The sequence below is a fragment of the Staphylococcus sp. HMSC063A07 genome (genome assembly GCF_001836955.1).
GTDB classification, from domain to species: Bacteria; Bacillota; Bacilli; order Staphylococcales; family Staphylococcaceae; genus Staphylococcus; species Staphylococcus lugdunensis.
The window spans coordinates 1-19,146 of the sequence record NZ_KV830913.1 but is presented as its reverse complement, the minus strand read 5'-3'; the positions used below and the strand labels follow the sequence as shown (position 1 = coordinate 19,146).

At 34.3% G+C, this 19,146-nt stretch carries 15 protein-coding genes; 13 read left to right on the top strand and 2 right to left on the bottom strand.

Features of this window, described 5'->3' with window-relative positions; translation table 11 throughout:
- Position 1 precedes the first annotated feature (1 nt).
- Positions 2-673, bottom strand: a complete 672-nt coding sequence (gene queC / locus HMPREF2597_RS03375; protein ID WP_002459764.1) for a 7-cyano-7-deazaguanine synthase QueC — start codon at positions 671-673, stop codon at positions 2-4.
- A 335-nt stretch (positions 674-1,008) separates the two neighbouring features.
- Here queC and HMPREF2597_RS03370 point away from each other — a divergent pair, with 335 nt between their 5' ends.
- From HMPREF2597_RS03370 to ltaS, 6 genes are all read left to right on the top strand, one after another.
- The gene (locus HMPREF2597_RS03370; RefSeq protein WP_002479366.1) at positions 1,009-1,605 is read left to right on the top strand and encodes an anthranilate synthase component II; all 597 of its coding nucleotides are present in this window, start codon (positions 1,009-1,011) and stop codon (positions 1,603-1,605) included.
- Complete coding sequence (locus HMPREF2597_RS03365) at positions 1,589-2,740, top strand: chorismate-binding protein (protein WP_002459762.1); 1,152 nt, start codon at positions 1,589-1,591, stop codon at positions 2,738-2,740. The genes HMPREF2597_RS03370 and HMPREF2597_RS03365 overlap by 17 nt, the downstream gene beginning before the upstream one ends.
- Positions 2,741-3,346: an aminotransferase class IV gene (locus tag HMPREF2597_RS03360; RefSeq protein ID WP_002479365.1), complete on the top strand. Its 606-nt coding sequence runs from the start codon at positions 2,741-2,743 to the stop codon at positions 3,344-3,346.
- 333 nt (positions 3,347-3,679) lie between these two features.
- Positions 3,680-4,402 (top strand): 5-oxoprolinase subunit B family protein, encoded by a 723-nt coding sequence (locus HMPREF2597_RS03355; protein ID WP_002459760.1) that lies wholly within the window; start codon positions 3,680-3,682, stop codon positions 4,400-4,402.
- Positions 4,384-5,388 (top strand): 5-oxoprolinase subunit C family protein, encoded by a 1,005-nt coding sequence (locus tag HMPREF2597_RS03350; RefSeq protein ID WP_002479364.1) that lies wholly within the window; start codon positions 4,384-4,386, stop codon positions 5,386-5,388. The genes HMPREF2597_RS03355 and HMPREF2597_RS03350 overlap by 19 nt, the downstream gene beginning before the upstream one ends.
- Positions 5,389-5,938: 550 nt before the next feature.
- On the top strand, positions 5,939-7,876 hold the full coding sequence (ltaS, locus tag HMPREF2597_RS03345; RefSeq protein ID WP_002479363.1) for a polyglycerol-phosphate lipoteichoic acid synthase LtaS: 1,938 nt from the start codon (positions 5,939-5,941) through the stop codon (positions 7,874-7,876).
- Between the two features lie 167 nt (positions 7,877-8,043).
- On the opposite strand, the gene HMPREF2597_RS03340 is transcribed toward ltaS, so the two are convergent.
- The gene (locus HMPREF2597_RS03340; RefSeq protein WP_002479362.1) at positions 8,044-8,859 is read right to left on the bottom strand and encodes a ZIP family metal transporter; all 816 of its coding nucleotides are present in this window, start codon (positions 8,857-8,859) and stop codon (positions 8,044-8,046) included.
- 111 nt (positions 8,860-8,970) lie between these two features.
- Here HMPREF2597_RS03340 and HMPREF2597_RS03335 point away from each other — a divergent pair, with 111 nt between their 5' ends.
- The 7 genes from HMPREF2597_RS03335 to HMPREF2597_RS03305 all read left to right on the top strand — a co-directional run bounded on the left by HMPREF2597_RS03335 (position 8,971) and on the right by HMPREF2597_RS03305 (position 19,086).
- On the top strand, positions 8,971-10,854 hold the full coding sequence (locus HMPREF2597_RS03335) for an ABC-F family ATP-binding cassette domain-containing protein (protein ID WP_002479361.1): 1,884 nt from the start codon (positions 8,971-8,973) through the stop codon (positions 10,852-10,854).
- Between the two features lie 13 nt (positions 10,855-10,867).
- Positions 10,868-12,649: a DNA helicase RecQ gene (gene recQ / locus HMPREF2597_RS03330; protein ID WP_002459755.1), complete on the top strand. Its 1,782-nt coding sequence runs from the start codon at positions 10,868-10,870 to the stop codon at positions 12,647-12,649.
- 216 nt (positions 12,650-12,865) lie between these two features.
- Positions 12,866-13,834: an ABC transporter ATP-binding protein gene (locus HMPREF2597_RS03325; RefSeq protein ID WP_002459754.1), complete on the top strand. Its 969-nt coding sequence runs from the start codon at positions 12,866-12,868 to the stop codon at positions 13,832-13,834.
- Positions 13,831-15,345, top strand: coding sequence for an ABC transporter permease/substrate-binding protein (locus HMPREF2597_RS03320; protein WP_002479360.1), 1,515 nt, complete (start codon positions 13,831-13,833; stop codon positions 15,343-15,345). The genes HMPREF2597_RS03325 and HMPREF2597_RS03320 overlap by 4 nt, the downstream gene beginning before the upstream one ends.
- A 280-nt stretch (positions 15,346-15,625) precedes the next feature.
- Positions 15,626-17,140 (top strand): peptide MFS transporter, encoded by a 1,515-nt coding sequence (locus HMPREF2597_RS03315; RefSeq protein ID WP_002459752.1) that lies wholly within the window; start codon positions 15,626-15,628, stop codon positions 17,138-17,140.
- Positions 17,141-17,262: 122 nt separating this feature from the next.
- Positions 17,263-18,318 carry a histidinol-phosphate transaminase gene (hisC, locus tag HMPREF2597_RS03310; protein WP_002459751.1) on the top strand — a complete coding sequence of 352 codons (1,056 nt, stop codon included), beginning with the start codon at positions 17,263-17,265 and terminating at the stop codon, positions 18,316-18,318.
- A gap of 237 nt (positions 18,319-18,555) precedes the next feature.
- A complete protein-coding gene (locus tag HMPREF2597_RS03305) occupies positions 18,556-19,086 on the top strand; it encodes a 5' nucleotidase, NT5C type (protein ID WP_002479359.1) in 531 nt (176 codons plus the stop codon).
- Positions 19,087-19,146: the final 60 nt, after the last annotated feature.

The window sequence follows — 19,146 nt, the reverse complement described above, 5'->3', positions numbered from 1 at the left end:
ATTATTTCGCTCCTTTAGAATTAAGATATTGTTGTAAACCACGTGCTCTTAAGTGACAAGCTGGACATTCTCCGCAGCCATCACCAATGATGCCGTTATAGCATGTTAATGTTTGATGACGGATATAGTCTAAGACACCAAGTTCATCACTTAGCGCCCATGTTTGAGCTTTGTTTAGCCACATGAGAGGTGTATGAATAACAAAATCTTTATCCATAGCTAAACTTAGTGTCACATTCATTGATTTAATAAAGTTATCTCTGCAATCTGGGTAGCCAGAGAAATCTGTTTCACATACACCAGTGATAATATGTTTGGCGTTGAGTTGGTAAGCAAGGGCACCTGCAAATGATAAAAACAATAGATTACGTGCAGGTACGAATGTATTAGGCATACCGTCATCGTTGGTTTCGATTTTCATATCGTGTTGCGTTAATGCGTTTGGCGTTAATTGTGATAATAGCGACATATCAAGAATGTGATGTGCTAGTCCTTGTTCATGCGCTATGCTTTTGGCTACTTCAATTTCAGTATTATGACGCTGTCCATAATTGAACGTAACAAGTTCGACTTCGTCAAAGTGCTTTTTAGCATAAAATAAGCATGTAGTACTATCTTGACCACCGCTAAATACGACTATGGCTTTGTTATTGTTTAAAGTTGTTTCAGTCATTGTCCATCTCTCCAATTTAAGTGCGTTGAGGGTAATGCAACCTATTTTTAGACATAAAAAAAGCTATCTCTATAAAAAAGATAGACCACAGAATAAGTAAATGCATATGATGATAAGTTACTTTAAATATTGATTGAAACATTCGGTGTCTAGTTTTTTATAGAGGGTTTCGGCTAGGAACCTCTGATTATTTATTTTGAATACGCTAGCTAGAATAATACAGAAACTATGTAAAATCAAGAAATATTTTGGGATAATAGAAACGTAACCCCTTACATATATATTATAATAAAGTGGTAATTTTTACGAATGAAACTAAAGAAGGTAAGCATAAAATGATATTAGTCATAGATAATAACGACTCATTTACATATAATTTGATAGATTACTTTAAAACAGTTACTGATATAGAAATCATTGTTTATCGTATCAATCAAGTCACAATACAATCATTACAACAGCTTAATCCGTCAGCGCTAGTTATTTCCCCAGGCCCGGGTAAGCCTAGTGATTATCCGATAATCGCACAGATTATTGCAGCATTTAAAAAGCGTATTCCCATATTAGGTGTTTGCTTAGGATTTCAATGCATTTACGATTATTTTGGGGGCCGTATTATTCATGGTAAACGACCTGTACACGGCCACACAACAAAGCTTAATCATAATAATAAAGGTATTTTTGCTCAACTGCCACAACATTTTGAAGTGATGCGTTACCATTCTTTGATTGCAGAGCGTCAATCACTGCCGGCACAACTTGAAATTAGTGCTGAAAATGATGAAGGTATTATTATGGCAGTTCAGCATCGACAATGGCCTATTTATGCGGTGCAATATCATCCTGAATCAATTCTCAGTGAACATGGTCATGCACAAATTGAGCTGTTTATTAAAACTTTGGGGGTGAATCAGTGTGACAATACAATTTAATTATAGATATTATTTAGACGATTCACGCTACGAAACGCACCAACTTAAACTCACAGAAAGGTTAGGGCAATATCTAGCATATGAGATGAAAGATGTGGGAGACGTTATCAATTTTGCAGAACAACAGCAGAAAGAAGGGAAATATGTGGCGCTTTATATGACGTATGAAGCGGCACAATACTTTAATCCTGACATGGCTGTGCATCCAACTGCAGACGATGCAATATTAGCAGCGGCTTATAGTTATCAATCGGCACAGCCCATACAACAAGAGACGTCAATAAAGCATTATAATAATAAGCCACAACACCAGTTTGCCTTTCAAGTAAAAGAGGCAACTATGATTCAACATATCAAAGCAGTACAAGCAGCAATTATTGATGGCGAAACTTACCAGGTAAACTATACAACAAGAGTGAGTTCGCCAGTACAAATGCCAATTAAAGACCTGTATGATAAATTAACGCAAACTAAAAATGGCAATTACACCATGTTAATGGATACTGAAGACGTACAAGTCGCTTCTATTTCACCCGAATTATTCTTTCAGAAAGGGCCATTTGATGGTCAAGATAATGTAGTTGTGAGTAAGCCTATGAAAGGCACCATGCCAAGGTCAGATGTCAAACAGCAAGATCAATATAATTATAAATATTTACAACAATCATTAAAGGATAGAGCAGAAAATGTCATGATTGTTGATTTATTGAGAAATGATATTGCTAGAATTGCACGAAAAGGTACGGTACATGTGTATCGTCCGTTTTTTATTGAAACTTATGCCACTGTATATCAAATGACAAGTATGGTTGCAGGTCAACTCTCAAATGCAACATTACCATTAGCAACGTTATTTCATGCGCTATTTCCTTGTGGTTCCATAACAGGTGCACCTAAATTAAACACGATGTCATATATTCACAAATTAGAAGACCAACCGCGTTATATTTACTGTGGTACGCTTGGCATATTGATGCCAGATGACAAGATGATTTTTAATGTGCCTATTCGCACAATTGAATATCGTGATAATAAAGCGATATACGGTGTCGGCGCGGGTATTACTATTGATTCTGATCCTGAAAATGAAGTGCAAGAATTTCGTGATAAAGCTAAAATTTTGGAGATGCTATAAATGAAAATATTTGAGACTATGCGGATAGAGCAAGGCGTAATCCCTCGTGTTTATTATCATACAAAACGTATACGTTCTTCTAGTGCAGCTTTAGGATTTTTATTTAACGAAACAGCATGGGAGTCGAAACTTAGTAGCATTCAAGCCACTTATAATCAAGGTATCTATAGACTCAAAATAGAGCTAAGTAAAGATGGCACATTTGAAATTAAAGTTGAACCATTAATGTACAAACCCTATTTCACAGCTAAATTACAGTCGATTGACAATGCGACAGAGACGTCGTTACTTATTAATAAAACATCACAACGACAACATCTAACACATAATCATACGACCGATTTAATCTTATTATATAACGAATATAAAATATTAGAGTTTGATATTGGTAATATCATGATTGAAGAACAAGGAAAATATTATACGCCAAGCTATCAGCATGATTTTTTACCAGGATGTAAAAGACAAGAGATGATTGATCAGGGGAAGCTTTTCGAAAAGGACTACACCGTGGATATGTTAAAAGAAGGTCTTCAAAAGCAAGAAATCAAAATATATTTAATAAACAGCTTGCGTGAGGTTGCCGATGTATCAATTTATCTATAAAATATAAAGGAATAAAGTATTAAAAATATATTTTAAAAAAGTGGGATAACAATGTTGGTAGTATGGTTGATAAGTATAGTGGTGATTGGGATAATAAGTAAATTCATATTTAATCATTATTATAAAACAGAACGCTTGATACGAGCAAAAGTAATAGCGACCGTGTCAATTTGTTGTCAATGTGTATGTGTATACTATTTCTGTCAGTCGCTTATTCCATATGTAGTGCGCATTATGGATGTTTTTTATCATTAATCAAATAGTTTTGTAGTCAGTGTGCCTGCACAATAATTGTCCGAAATTTACAAGTCTAAAAATATTAGAGGTGTGTTTATGAAAATATATAGCCAAGGAGACCAAGCTATTATAGTGGCTATCCAAAAAGATGTGTCTAAAGATGTAACACAACAATTGTTATTACTGAGAGATTATCTAGTTAAGCAAGACTTACCATTTATTGTTGAGATTGTGCCAACTGAATCTGATATGATGATTGTTTATGATGCCCGCGATATGATTAAACATCATCATATTGAATCCCCCTATCAGCACATGAAACATTTAATAGAACAGATAAGTCAAGCTGATTTAGAACAAACAGCTGCCACACAAACGAAACAAATTTGTGACATACCTGTTGTGTATGGTGGTACTTATGGTCCAGATTTAGAACCATTATTACAAGAATATGGGCTTGATTTTGAGACGTTTGTGAATTTACATACATCTGAAGCGTATTTTGTATCAATGATGGGGTATTCACCAGGTTTTCCTTATTTAAGTGGATTAAATGAAAGCTTATATGTAAATCATACGAGTGCAAACAAGAAAAAAGTACCTGCTGGGTCAGTAATTTTAGAAGGTAAAAAGTGTGGCATTGTGACTACAGACACTTACAATGATTGGCTAGTGATAGGGTATACTCCTCTACAATTATTTTATCCTGACCAAGCCGATTTCACATTAATCAAATTAGGAGATTCAGTAACCTTTAAAGCGATTGCTGAAGATGAGATAGAATTAGGAGCATATGAACCATGTCGATTAAAGTTATAAAAGAAGGACTATTTAGTAGTTTTCAAGATTTTGGACGTCGCGGATACGAGCATGATGGCGTTATTCCAGGCGGTGCTTTAGATGAGCTTGCCCATGAAATTGCCAATCGACTTGTCGCTAATGATAAGAATGAAGCGACACTAGAAATGACACATAAATTGCCAACACTTCAGTTTACTGAACCGACTTTAATTGCATTAACTGGTAGTAATTTTAAAGCACAGACAGAGCACCTTACCATCACACCTTATAAATTATATTTAATTCAAGCGGGCGACACATTAACATTCAATGAAACAAGCCGTACTTCTCGTGTGTATCTTGCAGTAGGTGGAGGCTTTCAATTAGATGAATGGTTGGGCTCTAGTTCTACCGACTTTAATACGCATATTGGTGGTTTTAAAGGAAGAACACTTCAAGCTGGTGATACGATACAATTAAAAAATAACTACTCACATCGACACACCAAGTTATTTGAAAATTTAGCCGAAAGCAATCAAACCGATTGGGGAATAGACGGATACGCATTATCATTTAACTATATTTCAGATGTCTTTCATGTAATTAAAAATAAAGGGACAGAAGATTTTGATGAAGCTACTGTACAGCGCTTTACATTAGGAGATTATAAAGTTACTAGTAAAGCTAATCGCATGGGAATGTATTTACAAGGAGAAAGTATCAAAGCCTATTACGAGGACATGCCGGCACATCAAAGTGTGAAGCGGGGAACCATTCAAGTTAAACGTGACGGTACGCCTATTATTTTACTTAATGATCATTATACGCTAGGAAGTTATCCTCAAATTGGCACAATTGCAAGTTATCATTTATCTAAATTAGCACAAAAACCACAAGGCGCAAGACTAAAATTTCAATTTATCGATGTTGAAACCGCAGAAAAGAATGTTGTCAAATATAGCCATTGGGTTAATCAAATCTTTCATGCGATTGAGTATCGCATGAAATTAGAAATGTTAAAATAACAGAGGTCAGCCTTTAGGCTGATTAAAACTAAAAGAAAAAAAGTTATAATATGGTATTGTCTTGTAGTTTATGCAGTGATATTATTTTCTTTTTACTTGAAAGATGGTCAAATATACTATATATTTATATATTGAACTATGCACTTTTGTTACAATTCAATTACAATGAATGAAATTTCTTAATAAAATATTAACAAAGTTAATGTTTTAAGTAGGGGATTTTTCGCTTATTCATAACTACAGTAAACAACAACGATACTACTATAGATTTGAACGGTCCATTTACAATCGTTATGATACGTTTTACATATAATGGGGTTAAACGCATCATTGATTAACGTGGGCACTGAAACCAGAGGAACACAACGCAATTTTAAAGAAATATTGAAAGTTGAAACAAGCACGATGCGTCTGTGATAGCACATCGTTTCATCTTTTTCCTAACTTTTTTAGCATGGGATAGTGAAGGCGAACGAAAGATAAAGCGCCTATCGCAAGTAATAGTACAGGTCTTTTAAAGTTGGAATAATTATAAACGGAGGAAACACACATGAGCATACGCAAAAAGAAAATAAGTCTTTTTACGTTTTTTATCTTAACTGTGTTAACAGTAACCCTGAAAACGTATTTTTCATACTATGTTGATTTTTCCTTGGGTGTTAAGGGATTAGTTCAGAATTTAATATTATTAATGAATCCATATAGTTTAGTAGCACTTATTTTAAGTGTCTTCCTATTCTTTAAAGGAAAAAAAGCATATTGGTTTATTTTTATCGCTGGTTTTTTATTAACTTTTTTACTTTATGCCAATGTGGTTTACTTCCGATTCTTTACTGACTTTTTAACATTTAGTACGTTGAATCAAGCTAGTAATGTGGAATCTATGGGGGGCGCAGTAACCGCATCGTTTAAATGGTATGATTTTGTATACTTTATTGATACTTTCATCTATTTATTTATCTTGATTTTCAAAAACAATTGGCTAGATAAACGCGTATTTAGTAAGAAGTTTGTACCTGTTGTGATGGCTGCTTCAGTCGCTTTATTTTTCTTAAACTTAGCATTTGCTGAAACAGACAGACCTGAATTATTAACGCGTACATTTGACCATAAATATTTGGTGAAATATTTAGGACCATATAATTTTACGGTTTATGACGGCGTTAAAACAATTCAAAATAATCAACAGAAAGCTTTAGCATCCGAAGATGATTTAACTAAAGTTTTAAACTATACGAAGCAAAAAAGAACTAAAGCAAATCCTGAGTATTTCGGGGTAGCAAAAAAGAAAAATATAATTAAAATTCATTTAGAAAGTTTCCAAACGTTTTTAATCAATAAAAAGGTAAATGGTAAAGAAGTAACACCATTTTTAAATAAACTATCTTCAGGTAAACAGGATTTCAGATATTATCCAAACTTTTTCCATCAAACAGGACAAGGTAAAACATCTGATTCTGAATTTATGATGGATAACAGTTTATATGGTTTACCACAAGGTTCAGCCTTTTCATTAAAAGGAGACAATACGTATCAATCATTGCCAGCGATTTTAGATCAAAAGCAAGGATATACGTCTAACGTGATGCACGGTGATTACAAAACATTCTGGAATCGTGATCAAATCTATCGACACTTTGGTATTGATAAATTTTACGATGCAACATACTATGATATGTCTGAAGATAATGTCGTGAACTTAGGTTTAAAAGATAAAGAGTTCTTTAAAGAATCAGCAGGTTATCAAAAGAAAATGAAAAAACCATTCTATTCACATCTAATCACATTAACGAACCACTATCCGTTTACTTTAGATGATAAAGATGCTGATATAGATAAACCAAATACGGGAGATTCTACAGTAGATGGCTATATTCAAACGGCACATTATTTAGACCAAGCGTTAGAACAGTATGTTAATGACTTGAAAAAAGAAGGTTTATATGACGACTCTGTTATTATGATTTATGGTGACCATTATGGTATTTCTGAAAATCATAATAATGCAATGGAAAAATTATTAGGTGAACAAATTACACCAGCCAAGTTTACAGACTTAAACCGTACGGGATTCTGGTTAAAAATACCAGGCAAAGAAGGTACAGTTGACAAAACATACGCTGGCCAAATGGACGTTATGCCTACGATTTTACATTTAGTTGGTATTGATACGAAGAACTATATTATGATGGGTACCGACTTGTTATCAAAAGAGCATAAAGATGTGATACCATTTAGAAATGGTGATTTCATTACCCAAAATTATAAATATGTTAATGGTAAAATATATTCTAATAAAGACAACAAACTATTAGAAAAGAAACCAAAAGACTTTGATAAGAATAAACAACAAGTTGAAAAAGACCTTGAAATGAGCGATAGTATTCTGAATGGTGATTTATTCAGATTTTACAACAATCCAGATTTCAAAAAGGTCAATCCAGCTAAATATGAATATAAGACGGGACCAAAAGGCAATCAAAAATAATTGGTTCTATAATAAATCGGACTGGTGATTTAAATCACTAGCCCGATTTTTAAATTTTGAATATAAAAACAGCGCAATTACCTCTATAATTATTAGCGACCAAACAAAAGACAGTCTGAACGAATGAAGTCAGACTGCCTTTTTATTGTATTCTAATTCATATAATATTAACTCAAAGCAACATCTAATATCATCATGATTGTAAAGCCAATCATTAAACTCAATGTTGCTAAATCTGTGTTATTACCTGACTGTGAGTCTGGAATGAGTTCTTCCACGACAACGAATATCATTGCCCCAGCAGCAAATGCTAATGCATAGGGAAGAACTGGTGTCATAACTACTATAAGTGCAGCACCAAGTATAGCAAATATGGGTTCAACCAGTGCAGATGCTTGCCCATAATTAAAGGCTTTCCATTTTGAAGCTCCAGCAGCACGAATAGGCATTGATAAAGCAGCACCTTCTGGAATGTTTTGAATGCCAATGCCTATAGCTAAGCCCAGTGCACCTAGAAAGGTCGCATGTTCATTACTAGAGGCAATACCTCCGAAGGCAACGCCAATTGATAGACCTTCTGGGATGTTGTGCAATGTGATTGCTAAAACGAGCAAAGTATTCTTATTTAATGACGTTTTTACACCTTCACGATAATGACTTTTATCACCAATACGTTGATGTATATGAGGAATAATAGCATCTAGCAACCGAATAAATAAGCCACCTAGTAAAAAGCCAATTGCAGCAGGTAACCAAGGTAATGTAGTACCTTCTTTAAATTCAATCGAAGGTTGTAATAATGACCAGAAACTGGCAGCAATCATGATACCAGCTGCAAATCCTTGCATGGAAGCAAGAACTTTCCCGTTTACTTTATTAAAAATAAATACACCAGCTGCACCTAATGCTGTAAGAAGCCAGGTAATTATTCCAGCGATTAGTGCTTGGAAATAGGATGGTAAGCTTCCAAATAATTCTTCCATAAACGTGACTCCTTGTATCATTTACCTGTAAAAAGGTGTATAATATATAGAACTGAATTAAGCTTATCAAAATCATTTTGAAATTTCGATAGTAAAAGAGGAAATCACGTCATGGAAGCATATAAAATAGAACATCTTAATAAGTCATATGCAGATAAAGTTATTTTCGATGACTTGAGTTTAGCGATTTCAAATCATGAAAAAATTGGATTAGTTGGTATCAATGGTACAGGTAAAAGCACGCTACTCAAAGTAATGGGTGGTATAGATGATGATTTTACTGGAGATATCACACATCCTAATCAATATCGTATTCGGTATTCTTCTCAAAAACAAGATTTAGATGGTAATTTATCGGTGTTTGAAGCCGTGCTCAGTTCAGAGACAAGCACATTACAAATCATTAAACACTATGAACAAGCGGTACAACAATATACAGTTGAACAGACCGACCGAAATTTTCAAGCAATGATGGCTGCACAAGAAGCTATGGATCGACATGAAGCATGGGATTATAATGCGGAGATAAAAACGATTTTATCTAAATTAGGTATTCATGACACGACAAAACAAGTCAGTTCTTTATCAGGTGGACAACAAAAACGTGTCGTGTTAGCTAAAACGTTGATTGAACAACCTGATTTATTATTGTTAGATGAACCAACGAACCATTTGGATTTCGAATCGATTAATTGGTTGATTAATTATGTTAAACAATATCCTTATACCGTATTATTTGTAACGCATGATAGATATTTTTTAAATGAAGTGTCAACACGCATTGTTGAACTTGACCGTGGAAAATTAACGACATACCCTGGAAATTATGAAGACTATATAGCGATGCGTGCCGAAAAAGAAGTAATTGAACAAAAGCAAAATGATAAACAACGTGCGCTTTATAAACAAGAGTTAGCTTGGATGCGTGCAGGAGCAAAAGCACGTTCTACGAAGCAACAAGCACGTATTCATCGCTTCAACGATTTAGAGGCAGATGTAAAGCAGCAACAGACACAAGATAAAGGCGAGTTAAATTTAGCTTATTCTCGTTTAGGCAAACAAGTATATGAGCTTGATAGTCTAACAAAAATAATTAATGGCAGAACGCTATTTCAAGATATAACTCAAATTATACAGAGTGGGCAACGTATTGGTATCGTTGGACCCAATGGTGCAGGAAAGACAACGATGCTCAATATACTTAGCGGCGAAGATCAACAATTTGAGGGAACGTTAAAGATAGGTCAGACTGTTAAGGTGGCTTATTTTAAACAAACTGAAGAAACGTTAAATCGTGATATCCGCATGATTGATTACTTAAGGGAAGAGAGTGAAGTCGCCAAAGAAAAAGATGGAACGACAGTGTCAATCACTCAACTACTTGAGCGATTTCTATTTCCAAGTTCAACACATGGTAAAAAGATTTATAAGTTATCTGGCGGTGAGCAAAAGCGATTATACTTATTGCGCTTGCTTGTGCATCAGCCAAACGTGTTATTACTAGATGAGCCAACAAATGATTTAGATACTGAGACATTGACGATACTTGAAGATTATATTGCTTCGTTTGGCGGTTCAGTAATAACGGTTAGCCATGACCGTTACTTTCTGAATAAGGTTGCTCAGGAATATTGGTTTATTCATGATGGCATGATGGAACGTATTGTTGGTAGTTTTGAAGACTACGAAACATATAAAAAAGAAAAGGATAAACAGCTAGCAATAGAAAAGCAAGCAACCAACACATCAAAAACTCAGATAAAAGAACGTAAAAAAACAGGACTATCGTATAAAGAAAAGCGTGAATACGAGTCATTGATGTCGCGTATAGAAGAGACCGAAATACGCTTGTCAGAAATTGAACAAGAAATGATTGAGGCAAGTGCGGATTACGCTAAAATCAAAGATTTAACTATTGAACAACAACAACTAGAACAGACATATGATGAAGATATAACGAGATGGAGCGAGTTAGAAGAATTAAAAGAGGTATAAGGGGAATGCAGAAATGGAAGCAATATTATCGCATTATTTTGGTTATCAATCTTTTCGACCAGGTCAAAAAGAAATTATAACTAAAATTTTAGCTCATCATAATGTATTAGGTGTATTACCAACAGGCGGGGGAAAATCGATTTGTTATCAAATTCCCGGGCTGAAGTTAGGTGGTACAACTGTTGTTATTAGTCCGCTTATTTCATTGATGAAAGATCAAGTAGATCAACTTAAAGCAATGGGAATTCATGCAGCGTACTTGAACAGTAGTCTAAGTCAAAAGCAACAAAAGCAGATTGAACAGGAGTTGGCTTCTGGTAAAATTCAATTTCTTTACGTGGCACCTGAGCGCTTTGAAAACCAATATTTTTTAAGTATATTGCGTAAGCTGGAGATTCATTTAATTGCATTTGATGAGGCGCATTGTATTTCTAAATGGGGACATGATTTTAGACCGAGTTATCAGAATGTCATTCAAAAAGTAATGACACTACCTCAAGATTTTGTTGTTATTGCGCTTACCGCTACCGCAACAACTGAAGTGCAACGAGATATTATGGATAAACTTTATATTTCTGCAGATAATCGGGTTAAGACAAGTACTAAACGTCGTAATCTTATCTTCAAAGTTAATCCTACGTATCAGCGTCAAAAATTTGTCCTTGATTATGTGCAAGCGCATCGAGATGAAGCAGGTATCATATATTGTTCGACGCGCAAACAAGTTGAAGAACTGCAAGAGGCCATTCAAAGCATTGATCTTGAAGCAGCGATATATCATGCAGGATTGTCAAACAAAGAACGAGAACAAGCACAAAATGATTTTGTTTATGATCGTATTAAAGTTGTTGTAGCAACAAATGCATTTGGTATGGGTATTGATAAGTCTAATGTGAGATATGTGATTCATTATAATATGCCTGGTGATTTAGAATCATACTATCAAGAGGCAGGACGTGCTGGTCGAGATGGGTTAAAAAGTGAATGTATCTTATTATACAGTGAGCGCGATAAAGGTTTACATGAATATTTTATTTCTGTGTCTCAAGCTGATGATGACTACAAAGATAAAATGGGTGAAAAATTAACTAAAATGTTGCAATATACCAAGACTAAAAAATGTCTCGAAGCCACAATTGTGCATTATTTTGAACCCAATGAAAAGTTAGAAGAATGTCAACAATGTAGCAATTGTGTTCAAGAAAATAAAACATATGATATGACCAAAGAAGCCAAAATGATAGTAAGTTGTGTGGCGCGAATGCGACAGCAAGAAAATTATAGTGTCATTATTCAAGTATTAAGAGGAGAGCAAAGCGATTATATTAAATACAATCACTATGATCAGCTATCTACTTATGGCATTATGAAAGCATATACAACGTCAGAATTAAGTCATCTTATTGATGAGTTAAGATTCAAAGGATTTTTAAATGAACATAACGAAATATTGATTTGTGACCAAAGTGTGCAAAGTTTATTAAAGGAAGACGTAACGATATTTACAACGCCATTCAGACAAAAATCTAAAGAAAAGGTTTATATCAATACTGTCGAAGGCGTTGATCGCGCGCTATACAATGAACTTGTTGATGTACGTAAACAATTAAGTAATAAGTTAGGCATTGCACCAGTAAGTATCTTTTCGGATTATACGTTAGAAGAATTTGCTAAACGTAAACCAGCGTCGAAACAAGAAATGATTGCTATAGAAGGTGTAGGTAGTTATAAATTAAAACATTATTGTCCTAACTTTTTAGAACGCATTCAATCTTACAAAGCAAACATATCATAAAAGTAATAGCATACACTTAAAATAAGTAAGATGAGTTTTTGAATGGCAATGGCATTCAAACTCATCTTTTTAATATATAAAAGTAAAATTTTCTAGTATTATCATTAACTTTATGATAAAAGGGAATAACAAAGAAAAATGTACGCGTTGTAATGATGTCTATCTTTTATAAATAATAGACAAAATATTATTAATTTGCGTAATAGAGGTGTAAATGTGATTGAATTTAAAAATGTAACGAAACGTTATGGCCAAAATATTGCGGTTCATGACCTTAGTTTTAAAATCAATGAAGGCGAATTTTTTGTGCTCATTGGTCCTTCAGGTTGTGGGAAGACGACAACGTTAAAAATGATTAATCGACTTATCCCATTAACTGAAGGCTATATTTATTTTAAAGATAAACCAGTAAGTGATTTTCCAGTATATGAAATGAGATGGGACATTGGCTATGTACTACAGCAAATCGCGCTATTTCCCCATATGACAATAAAAGAAAACATTGCACAAGTTCCACAAATGAAAAAATGGAAAGAGAAAGAGATTGACCAGCGCGTAGACGAACTATTAGAAATGGTTGGTTTAGAACCAGATAAATATAAAAATCGCAAGCCTGATGAACTATCTGGTGGACAGCGACAAAGGGTGGGTGTAGTGCGTGCACTGGCAGCAGATCCTCCAGTCATCTTAATGGATGAACCTTTCAGTGCACTTGACCCTATCAGTCGAGAAAAGTTGCAAGACGATTTACTTGCACTCCAAACTAAAATTAACAAAACGATTGTCTTTGTAACACATGATATTCAAGAAGCCATGAAACTTGGTGATCGTATTTGTGTCATGAATCAAGGCCATATTGAACAAATCGATACACCATTAGGATTTAAAACACACCCACAAAGTAAGTTTGTCCAAGAATTTATGGGGAATTATTTACAACAAACATCTGTATCACAACATATTAAGTTGAAAGAATTAGATATCACAACACCGTTAAATGAAATGGCTGCGTCAACAGATTACCCAGTCGTGAGCGCAGACCAGTATATTGATGACTTATTTGATATGTTAAGCAAACATGAGGCATTGTTAGTAGAAAATCATGACACTCATGTTCAGTCACTTCTTACAAGAGAAGATGTCTTTGAATATTTAGCACAAGGGCAAAGAGGTGAAACAGCATGAATGAGTTTATTACTACATTAAACGCGCGTAAAGAAGAATTATTGGCTACTTTAATAGAGCATATCCAAATTTCTTTTATTGCGTTACTTATTGCTATTTTGATTGCTGTACCGTTAGGCATTGTATTAACAAAAGCAAAACGTATTTCTGAAATCGTGATGAATATCGCTGCTGTCCTACAAACTATTCCATCTCTAGCATTACTAGGTTTAATGATTCCATTGTTTGGTATAGGCCGTGTGCCTGCCATTATTGCTTTAGTGGTCTATGCATTATTACCAATATTACGCAATACATATACCGGAATTAAAGAAGTAGATCCATCGTTAATTGAAGCAGCAAAAGGGATTGGGATGAAACCATTTCGTCGCTTAACGAAAGTTGAATTACCGATTGCCATGCCGGTGATTATGGCAGGTATTCGTACAGCAATGGTTCTAATTATTGGTACAGCTACACTTGCTGCGCTCATTGGTGCAGGTGGCTTAGGAGATCTGATTCTCTTGGGTATTGACCGTAACAATCCATCGCTTATCTTAATTGGTGCCATTCCTGCTGCGTTACTGGCTATTATTTTTGATGTTATTTTAAGATTAATGGCAAAATTATCTTATAAAAAATTAATGCTGGCAACGGGTGCCATCTTATTAGTTATCATTATTGCGATTGTTGCACCATTGCTTAGTCATAAAGGTGATACGATTACGCTTGCAGGGAAATTAGGATCAGAACCATCTATTATTACGAATATGTATAAGATTTTAATAGAAGAAGAAACGGATGATACTGTCGAAGTGAAAGATGGTATGGGTAAGACAGCATTTCTATTCAACGCCTTAAAATCCGATGATATAGATGGCTATTTAGAATTTACTGGTACAGTGTTAGGAGAATTGACAAAAGAAGATTTAAAATCTAAAAAAGAGGCAGCAGTTTATCAACAAGCTAAAGATAGCTTACAATCAAAATATGATATGACGATGCTTAAGCCAATGAAGTATAATAATACTTATGCTTTAGCAGTTAAACGGGATTTTGCTCAAAAGCATCATCTTAAAACAATTGATGATTTAGCCAAGGTTACTGACCAATTGAAACCAGGATTTACATTAGAATTTAACGATCGTCCAGATGGTTTTAAAGCAGTCAAAAAGGCTTACAACTTAAATATTAATAATGTAAAAACGATGGAGCCCAAATTGCGTTATTCTGCTATAGAAAAGGGAGATATCAACTTAATTGATGCCTACTCAACTGACGCAGAACTGAAACAATATGACATGGTTGTGCTCAAAGATAATAAACATGTCTTTCCACCATATCAAGGTGCGCCAATGTTTAAAGAAAAATTCTTAAATGAACATAAGGAAATTAAAGCACCATTGAATCGATTAGCAGGTAAAATTTCAGATGAAGAAATGCAAGAAATGAATTATAAAGTTACTGTGAAAAATGAAGATCCATATCAAGTTGCTAAAGCGTTTCTCAAAAAAGAAGGGCTTATAAAATAGCACTGTATACTTCATAAGATAAAATGCCTCCATATTGAACTGAAGACGCGGAAAACAACGATTAAATCAAGTTGTTCTCTGCGTCTTTTTTAGCGTGAGAAGCATGGATATATAGGTGTATGATAAAGGAATGTAAGAAGAAATATATTCAAATGATAAATTGTAATAATAAAACTTTAGTAACATATTGTAACTAAATTTAATTGTGTTTCTTTTGATTTTACTTGTGATTAATTCATATGAAGTATAAAATTGAGGGTATTACGAATGAGGTGGGGAAATGAATAACAAGAATTATACACGTCAAGAAATCGTTAGTAGTGTGCCACAAAAAGGTTTCTTTGGGCATCCAAAAGGATTAAGCACACTGTTTTTTACTGAATTTTGGGAACGTTTTAGTTATTATGGGATGAAAGCTATTTTAGCGTATTATTTATATTACGCTGTAACGGATGGCGGTTTTGGGTTAAGCCAAGCAACAGGCTTACAAATTGTCTCAATATATGGTGCGTTAATCTACATGTCAGGATCTATAGGTGGCTGGATTGCAGACAGGATTATAGGTACAAGACACGCGTTGTTTTATGGTGGTATTTTAATCATGTTTGGGCATATCCTGTTGGCAATACCAGGTAACTTTACATTAGTGCTTATTGCATTATTATTATTAATTACCGGTACCGGATTATTAAAGCCTAATATATCTACCACTGTAGGCGATTTATATTCACATGATGATGTACGTTTGGACGGTGCCTTTACAATATTTTATATGGGTATTAACCTTGGAAGCTTACTTGCGCCATTTATAACTGGATATTTACAAACACGTCTTGGTTTCCATGTTGGTTTTGCGGCAGCAGCTGTAGGTATGTTCCTTGGTCTTGTGGTCTATGTGGTTACCAATAAAAGATTTTTAGGGTTAGCTGGACTCAGTGTTCCCAATCCATTAAAAAAAGAAGAAATTAAACGATTAAGTTTAATGGTGGGTAGTGCAATTATTATGTTTGCAATTATCTTAATTGTCTTACAATTTACCGGGTTACTTAGTCTTGAAAGTTTTACCTTAATAGTAACTATTATTGGTATCGTTTTACCTATATATATTTTTATTTATATGATTACGAATAAAAAAACAAATGAAGTTGAACGTAAGCGTATTTATAGTTATATTCCTTTATTTATAACATCAGTCGCATTTTGGATGATTCAAGAACAAGGATCAACCGTGTTAGCTAATTTTGCAGATCAAAACACTCAACTCAGTATGAGCAAGCTGACAAATGGACTGATTGATTTTCAAATACCAGCAGCTTGGGCCCAATCACTTAATCCAATATTTATTGTTGTGTTGGCTCCGGTATTTGCTAACTTATGGACAAGGCTGGGTAAACATAATCCAAGCACAGTGCACAAATTTGCACTTGGTGCAATCTTTGCCGGACTATCCTATTTAGTGATGATGATTCCTTTGATGAGTTCTACAGAATTAACACACCCGTTGTGGTTAGCACTTAGCTTTTTATTTATTACTGTCGGAGAACTTTGTATTTCTCCAGTAGGTTTATCCGTAACATCTAAATTAGCACCTAAACATTTATCTGCACAAATGATGGCGCTATGGATGCTAAGCAATGCCACAGCACAAAGTATTAATAGCCAAACAGTCGTATTTTTCAAACGCATTTCAGAACAACAATTCTTCATGTATTCAGGGTTGTTTACCTTAATTATTGGTGTATTATTATTTTTAATTTCACCTATAGTGATTCGAGCAATGCGTGGTGTACATTAATAGGAAGCCTGATTTTCGATGCTAATTGTCATATAATGAACTTGATATGTAACTAGGAAACACGTTATAATTAGTATTAAGTTTTTTAAAATTTCAGACAATTATCGGAGGAGTGGTTAACTTTGAAAAAGCAACTAGATCAATTATCTGCATACCAACCTGGATTATCCCCTAGAGCATTGAAACAGCAGTTTGGTATTGAGGGAGAACTATATAAGTTAGCATCTAATGAAAACTTGTATGGGCCCTCTCCGAAAGTCAAACAAGCCATAACAGATCATTTAGATGAATTGTATTATTATCCAGAAACTGGTTCACCTTCATTAAGAAAAGCGATTAGTGCTCACCTACATATAGATGAGTCACGCATCTTATTTGGTGCTGGTCTTGATGAAGTCATTTTAATGATTTCTAGGGCGGTATTAACGCCTGGCGATAAGATTGTTACAAGTGAAGCAACCTTTGGACAATATTATCATAATGCGATCGTTGAATCTGCAGATGTGGTTCAAGTACCACTTAAAAATGGCGGCTTTGATTTAGAAGGTATTTTAAATGAAGTTGATGAACAAACGGCATTAGTATGGTTGTGTAATCCTAATAATCCAACAGGGACGTATTTTACACATGAAAAATTGCATGACTTTTTATCACGTGTTCCAAGTCACGTCCCAGTATTAATTGATGAGGCGTATTTTGAATTTGTGACGGCTGAAGATTATCCAGATACTTTGAAGTTACAAGAAGAATTTGATAATGCATTTTTACTGCGTACGTTTTCTAAAGCATATGGTTTGGCTGGTTTACGTGTTGGTTATGTTATTGCAACGAATGAAGCAATTGATAAATGGAATATTATTCGTCCGCCATTTAATGTGACGCGTATTTCAGAATATGCAGCAATCGCAGCATTGGAAGATCAAGATTATTTACATGATATTACACAAAAAAATGCACAAGAGCGCCAAAAATTTTATGCGATTCCACAAAGTAAGCACTTCTTACCTAGTCAAACGAATTTTATTTTTGTAGTGACAGATAAAGTTCAGGAATTATATCAACAATTACTACAGGTAGGATGCATTACAAGACCATTCCCAACAGGTGTGCGTATCACTATTGGTTTTCCAGAACAAAACGATAAAATGATTGAAGTCTTACAACAATTTGATTATTAAAATCGAAACGATAAGACATAATAAATATATAAGCAAAGTCATGCTATTTACTTTTTAAGTAAGAGTATGACTTTTTAATTTACAAATAAACAGATTTGTACCAAGTGTAAATGAGCAAGACAAACGCATGATAATGAAATGAAAAAGCATTTGGCTACAGTCTGAAAGTATAACAAAATTTTGCTATACTCATACTGTATAACTACACAAACAAATAGAAACGGAGCGATCAAAGGAATGACCCGACAAAAAATTGCGATAGATATGGATGAAGTATTAGCCGATACTTTGGGAGCTATTATTGAAGCGGTGAATAAACAAACGAATTTGGGAATAACGATGGAAGGCTTAAATGGGAAAAAATTAAAGCACATGATACCTGAACATGATGGCTTAGTTAGGGAGATTTTAAATGCGCCTGGCTTCTTTAGACAGTTACCAGTATTACCAGCTGCACAAGAAGTTGTAGAAAAATTAGCGGCACAGTACGATGTATATATTGCTACGGCTGCGATGGATGTTCCAACATCATTTCATGATAAATATGAATGGTTATTACAACACTTTCCATTTTTAGATCCTCAACACTTTGTGTTTTGTGGACGAAAAAATATCGTGAAAACTGATTATTTAATTGATGATAACCCACGTCAATTAGCTATTTTTGAAGGCGAACCCATTATATACACTGCAGCGCATAATGTAAACGAAACACGCTTTACACGTGTAAATGGTTGGAAAGAAGTGGAAGCATATTTTTTAAATTAATATTAGCTTAGTAGTAAGACAAAAAGATGCTGGGACATAAATGTCAGAAAAACAGCAGTA

What these genes read in the sequence shown, in the direction of transcription:
- queC (WP_002459764.1), bottom strand. Translation starts at nt 673, where the DNA reads ATGACTGAAACAACTTTAAACAATAACAAAGCCATAGTCGTATTTAGC.
- HMPREF2597_RS03370 (WP_002479366.1), top strand. Translation starts at nt 1,009, where the DNA reads ATGATATTAGTCATAGATAATAACGACTCATTTACATATAATTTGATA.
- HMPREF2597_RS03360 (WP_002479365.1), top strand. Translation starts at nt 2,741, where the DNA reads ATGAAAATATTTGAGACTATGCGGATAGAGCAAGGCGTAATCCCTCGT.
- HMPREF2597_RS03355 (WP_002459760.1), top strand. Translation starts at nt 3,680, where the DNA reads ATGAAAATATATAGCCAAGGAGACCAAGCTATTATAGTGGCTATCCAA.
- HMPREF2597_RS03350 (WP_002479364.1), top strand. Translation starts at nt 4,384, where the DNA reads ATGTCGATTAAAGTTATAAAAGAAGGACTATTTAGTAGTTTTCAAGAT.
- ltaS (WP_002479363.1), top strand. Translation starts at nt 5,939, where the DNA reads ATGAGCATACGCAAAAAGAAAATAAGTCTTTTTACGTTTTTTATCTTA.
- HMPREF2597_RS03340 (WP_002479362.1), bottom strand. Translation starts at nt 8,859, where the DNA reads ATGGAAGAATTATTTGGAAGCTTACCATCCTATTTCCAAGCACTAATC.
- HMPREF2597_RS03335 (WP_002479361.1), top strand. Translation starts at nt 8,971, where the DNA reads ATGGAAGCATATAAAATAGAACATCTTAATAAGTCATATGCAGATAAA.
- recQ (WP_002459755.1), top strand. Translation starts at nt 10,868, where the DNA reads ATGGAAGCAATATTATCGCATTATTTTGGTTATCAATCTTTTCGACCA.
- HMPREF2597_RS03320 (WP_002479360.1), top strand. Translation starts at nt 13,831, where the DNA reads ATGAATGAGTTTATTACTACATTAAACGCGCGTAAAGAAGAATTATTG.
- HMPREF2597_RS03315 (WP_002459752.1), top strand. Translation starts at nt 15,626, where the DNA reads ATGAATAACAAGAATTATACACGTCAAGAAATCGTTAGTAGTGTGCCA.
- HMPREF2597_RS03305 (WP_002479359.1), top strand. Translation starts at nt 18,556, where the DNA reads ATGACCCGACAAAAAATTGCGATAGATATGGATGAAGTATTAGCCGAT.